Raw genomic sequence first — 4,792 nt, forward strand, 5'->3', positions numbered from 1 at the left:
CGCAGCGCGATCAGATCGCGGTCGACATCGTCCAGGAAGAAGAACCGCTCCAGCTCCGGACGCGTGGGCTCCTCGGCGAACTTCCCGTACGCCTCAGCCTGCCCATCAGTCAAAAATTCCACCGGCACGCGGCGGACGGTAGCCGCCCCTCACCCGTGATCAACGATCTTCAAGGGAGTCCCAGCGCGACACCCGATCACTGTGCTAGCCGACCATGATCAATCTCAGCGCCAACGGCTGTACCGATGTTCCCCAAGGCCGACCAACGCCGAACTCGACCAGCTCCGTACAGCCAGCGGCAAGCAAGCCGAAATCCTCTACTCCAGCTCATGACGGACCACCACATGGGCGGCGTGAGCATGGCCCGCGGCTGCGCCCAGCAGTGCGACGTGTCGCAGGAACGCAAGCTTGCCCAGGGCATGGTCGACAGCCAGCAGTCGGAGATGGGCCTCATGGCCGACATGCTCAAGGAGCGTGGTTCAGCGCCCAGGTAGAACCAGGGTCTGTGGGAACGGTTGCCCGGAACCCGCTCGCAACTGCCGATGTTTTGCGAGGACCTACGAGCGGGTTCTCTCCTTTCCCCATGTGAGAATCTGCGAACTCGCGCGCTTCCACCTGCGGGGAGGCATAGTGTGGCCAGGGCGTGCTCGGGCGAGGAGCGCCTACATCGGCGGTCACCACCTTCACGGGCCATGATCAGCACCATCACCCGTTCCGCCAAGGTGTGGGGGGACATCGAGGACGGCGCGGTTGGAACCCATGATTGGCCTCCCGCCTGGCGAGCAGCGGCTCGCGCCCGGCACACCGGTAGCCCCGACCGCAACCCCGGCCACACGAGTTACCCCGATCAGTGGCCACACCGAACAAGTTCAATGCGCTTACCCCCGTCACGGGCTTCGCGTAGGATGTCGGGCCAGTCGGTCCGTGCCAGCCAGGTCTTCTCCATCAGGTAAGCGGTCCAGCCGAGAAGATCAGCCGGGGTGCGAAGGTCGGCGGCGGGGATGCGGTAGCGGAACCTGCCTCTCACGGGATCGCACGTGTCGTGGTGAGCCTGCCACCGCACTTCCGTCGGGTACTCCGGCAGAACCTTGTCGACCGGAAGGTTCTGCACCCGACGCTGGGCCTGTCGCTCTTCCCAGGCCAGCACGGCCCGCTGAGCAGCGTTCACCTCAACGGTATTGACCCCGAGGTAACCATCGTCGCTGGCGATCCTTCCGCCGCACTCCTGGCAGACCAGGATCAGTTCACGGCTCACGCGCGCCTCCCCACTGTCGCTCGGGCGTCTCAGCCAGGTACGGCGATCCACCGTCCCGGCAGACGCCCACTCGGCTGTATGACGATCTTGAGGGATGAGCACCAATGCCCTGACGGAACGAAAGCCCACAGAAGTCGCCGCCCAGCGGCTTGTGCAGGCTCTCGCAGCCGACATCATGGCGGTTCGCGCTGGCCTGCCCTCCTGTGAGCTTGTTTCGCTTTGACGGACACCTTTGGTGTGGTGGTCACGCCGCGGGGGAGGTCGTATTCGGCGGGGCTGCGGTAGCCGAGGCTGCTGTGGAGCCTGCGCAAGGTGTACCAGCTGTCGATCCACTCGAATATCGCTGTGTGGGCAGCGGCCCGGCTGGGCCAGGGGTGTGGGTCACCGAGCTCGTTCTTCAGGGTGGAGAAGAATGATCCTGCGAGGGCGTTGTCCCAGCACTGGCCGGTGCGTCCGGCCGACAGTCTGATACTGAACCTTGCTGCCAGGGCGGCGAGTTCACTGCTGGTGTACTGCCCAGGCTCAACCGGTCGTTGCAACACCACTGCCCTGTTGGATCAACAGTAGCTGCTCGCTGAAGGCTTCGGATGGCGTCTTCCATTGCAGGGTCTTGCGGGGACGGCTGTTGAGTGCGGCGTCAACTGCGTCGAGGTCGCTGCGGCTGTGCCTGCTCAGGTCGGTTCCCTTCGGGAAGTACTGCCGCAGGAGACCGTTCGTGTTCTCGTTGGTGCCACGCTGCCAGGGTGAGTGCGGGTCGGCGAAGTACACCTGTAGAGCGGCGTCGATGCGCAGTTGGGCGTGCTGGGCCATCTCCGCGCCCTGGTCCCAGGTCAGCGACCTGCGCAGTTGCTCGGGCAGGGTGATGATCGTGGCGGCGAGGGCATCGCGGACGGCCGAGGCGCCGTGAGAGCCGGGCCGTTCTTGGAGCGTGGCCCGCCGTGGCCTTCCATCGGCGAGGTGCAGGAGCATCGTGAACCGGGGGCTGCGCTCGACGAGCGTGCCGGTCGCGGAGCTGTTCAGGCCGGTGATGAGGTCGCCCTCCCAGTGTCCGGGCACGGCCCGGTCCTCGGCTTCGGCCGGCCGCTGGCTGATCAGCACGTCCTCGGTGACGAAGTTCTTGCCTCGTCCCTTGGCGCGGGCTCTGGGGACCCGCAGTGCGCGGCCGGTGCGCAGGCAGGCGGTGAGTTCTCGCTCAAGCCCGCCGCGCCCCTGCATGTACAGGGATTGGTAGATCGCTTCATGGGAGATGCGCATGGTCTGGTCCTGAGGGAAGTCGAGCGGGAGCCGTCGGGCGATCTGCTCCGGGCTCCACGCCGTCGCCCAGCGCCGGTACCGGCGCCGGGGCTTGTTGCGCCCCATCCATGCCGTCTGCGGGCCGGGCACCGGTAGCCCGTCGGGGCCGGTGACCGTGCCGGACAGTCGGTCCTGCACATACTGCCGCAGTTCCTCGTGTGCGACGAGCTTGCCGGGCTTGGGACGGCGGCCCTGCCGGTCGGCGTGCCATTAAGCGACCGAGGCCCGGTAGTCCAGGCGCCCCCGGCGGGTCCGGCAGGCGGCTGTGAGGGGGTCCCAGTAGTACTCGCCGAAAACCAACGGAGCAGCCCCTGAGCTGCGGCGATTCATGGCTCGGTGGTCATCGCGGTTGCGGGCAGCGGACGGTAGCGCAGTGAGTGCGCTGCGGGGAGAGGTTCGGGGATTCCGCCCCGTGTGCACGCCCCGGTCGGGTATCGCTGGTGGCTGTCTGGACTGATGATCTGATGGGCCGGGAGGGCGGATGGCCACGCGGGTGTTCTCCGATGAGGAGTTGGAGGGGTTACGGTCCTTCCCGGCGATCGGCAAGGACGAACTGATCCGCTACTTCACCCTCAGTCCGGCGGATGAGGCGTTCCTGCGGAAGTTCCTGCGTCCCCAGACGGTCCTCGGCGCCGCGGTGCAGTTGTGCATGCTGCCGTGGTTGGGCTTTGCTTTTCGGCGAGTACTACTGGGACCCCGCGGCGACGAGTTTGGTTCGCTGGTGGCCGGCGGTGGCCCAGCCGACGACACGGCGGGAGGCGATGTCGATGATGAGGAGTTCACACCTCCGCTTGACGCCGTGACCTGCGGTTTTCTCCGCCTCGATGAACGGGTCCACGTTCACCGGGTCTCCGTCGCGAAGAAAGCCGTCGCACGCTTGAGGATGCCGACGTCCTCGCGCAGCCTGCGGTTCTCCCTCCGCAGCACGGCCAGTTCCTCGCGTGCGCTGCTGGTCAGGCCGCCCCGCTCGCCCGCGTCGATTTCGGCCTGCTTCCCCCAGTCCCGCACTGCGGTCTCGGTCAGGCCGAAAGTCTGGCGACCTGACCGACCGGCCTGTCGCCCCGCCGGCACAGCTCTCGGCCTTGAACTCCGGCGTGAACGAGCGGCGAAGACGCGGCTTCTTCTCCCCCACGCTCTCCAGGAGGAACATCATCCGTCCGGGGTGAAGCCCCTGATCCCAGATCGCCCACAGGCACGACACCCTGAAATGACTCGGCCGGCTTCAGGACCAGTCTCGACGACCGCCGCACCTACTCCCACTCAGTTGTCAAGCACCCGGCCGGACTCGCGAGCCGGGCCTGACCGCAGCGATCGGGGCAACCAACTCCCGCCCTATCCTGCCGGACCAGAGCCTCGCCGAGTAGGACCGCAACGGCGACGGACGAGCCCACTACTTAGACAAGCATCGCCATCACGGGGCGGACCAGAAATCTGTGGCATGAAGTGCCGGAAAAGCCGCAAGTATCTCCTCATGGTGAGATTCGATAAGTTTGTCGCCTCGGTGCGCGAGCGCGGGGGATATCCCCGGCCCCGCCAGGCCGAGGAGGCAGCCGTCGGCGTGTTTGCGGTCCTTGCCTCGGTGCTCAGTGAGCACGTCGTGCGGAGGCTGGCGGAGGAACTGCCGGCCTTGGTCGTCGACGCCTTTGAGCCCCTTGCGCGTGAGCGGGTGGCGTTCGGGCCTGAGGAGTTTGTCTGCAGGCTGGCCGACCTGACTGGGTCGCGGCCCACGACGGCACGGTGGGACGCTGCGGTCGTGCTGTCCTGCCTCGCCGAAGCGCTGCCGGCCCATCAGCTCGAAGCCATCCTTACGGACCTGGGACCGGACTACGAGCCATACCTGGGCAACCCCGGACCGAACTAACTGGAGGGGCTCCGCAAACGTGGCGAGCGCCTGCTCGTTCTCTTCTCTGCGCATCCCTTTGGCTCGCCCGGTCACGAGCACTTCCGTGATCTCACCCGGTGGCCGTGTAAGTCTGTGAGAAGGCCATAGGTTGACAGCGGTGTCTGTGATCTCCGGTTACTGGCTGCCAAGGCTCTCACCGCTTCCCACCCTGCCGGGGAAAGTCATTGTGGCGGGTTTGGCGCGCGGCGTTTTGAGAGGTTGGCGTCATTTCTATCCGCTCATGGCGGACAAGCTGCAGCCTGCGTCTTACTGATCGTTTCGGAGTGGGGTGCGGAGGCGTCGCAAGCAGATGATGCTGCAGGGGAGTTGGAGCAGTCCGAGGTGGAGGTCGGCGTGTATCT

Annotated in this window: 6 protein-coding genes and 3 pseudogenes; 3 read left to right on the top strand and 6 right to left on the bottom strand. The window is 66.3% G+C overall.

Translation table 11 applies throughout. The features are described 5' to 3' along the window. Positions 1-128 (bottom strand): DUF4158 domain-containing protein (locus ACZ6C1_RS38640; protein WP_469247707.1); only part of this gene is annotated, 128 nt, incomplete at its 3' end. A gap of 133 nt (positions 129-261) precedes the next feature. Between ACZ6C1_RS38640 and ACZ6C1_RS38645 the strand changes: the two are divergent. Further along, positions 262-494, top strand: a pseudogene (locus ACZ6C1_RS38645) (DUF305 domain-containing protein); the annotation flags it as partial. A gap of 353 nt (positions 495-847) precedes the next feature. Here the strand turns inward: ACZ6C1_RS38645 and ACZ6C1_RS38650 are convergent. From ACZ6C1_RS38650 to ACZ6C1_RS38660, 3 genes and pseudogenes are all read right to left on the bottom strand, one after another. Next, positions 848-1,255, bottom strand: a complete 408-nt coding sequence (locus ACZ6C1_RS38650) for a hypothetical protein (protein ID WP_469247705.1) — start codon at positions 1,253-1,255, stop codon at positions 848-850. A gap of 173 nt (positions 1,256-1,428) precedes the next feature. Next, complete coding sequence (locus ACZ6C1_RS38655) at positions 1,429-1,800, bottom strand: transposase (RefSeq protein WP_469247706.1); 372 nt, start codon at positions 1,798-1,800, stop codon at positions 1,429-1,431. Beyond that, positions 1,778-2,668: pseudogene (locus ACZ6C1_RS38660) on the bottom strand (IS30 family transposase); the annotation flags it as partial. The pseudogene ACZ6C1_RS38660 and the gene ACZ6C1_RS38655, both read right to left, overlap by 23 nt. Before the next feature lie 361 nt (positions 2,669-3,029). On the opposite strand from ACZ6C1_RS38660, the pseudogene ACZ6C1_RS38665 reads away from it, so the two are divergent. Further along, a pseudogene (locus ACZ6C1_RS38665) lies at positions 3,030-3,215 on the top strand (DUF4158 domain-containing protein); the annotation flags it as partial. Positions 3,216-3,233: 18 nt separating this feature from the next. On the opposite strand, the gene ACZ6C1_RS38670 reads toward ACZ6C1_RS38665, so the two are convergent. After that, positions 3,234-3,392 (bottom strand): hypothetical protein, encoded by a 159-nt coding sequence (locus tag ACZ6C1_RS38670; protein WP_469247709.1) that lies wholly within the window; start codon positions 3,390-3,392, stop codon positions 3,234-3,236. Next, entirely contained in the window at positions 3,389-3,556 is a 168-nt protein-coding gene (locus ACZ6C1_RS38675) for a hypothetical protein (RefSeq protein WP_469247710.1), read from the bottom strand. The genes ACZ6C1_RS38670 and ACZ6C1_RS38675 overlap by 4 nt, the downstream gene beginning before the upstream one ends. Before the next feature lie 430 nt (positions 3,557-3,986). Between ACZ6C1_RS38675 and ACZ6C1_RS38680 the strand changes: the two genes are divergently transcribed. Next, positions 3,987-4,409, top strand: coding sequence for a DUF2267 domain-containing protein (locus tag ACZ6C1_RS38680; protein WP_469247708.1), 423 nt, complete (start codon positions 3,987-3,989; stop codon positions 4,407-4,409). Positions 4,410-4,792: the final 383 nt, after the last annotated feature.

The sequence above is a fragment of the Streptomyces sp. NPDC041796 genome (assembly GCF_055590785.1).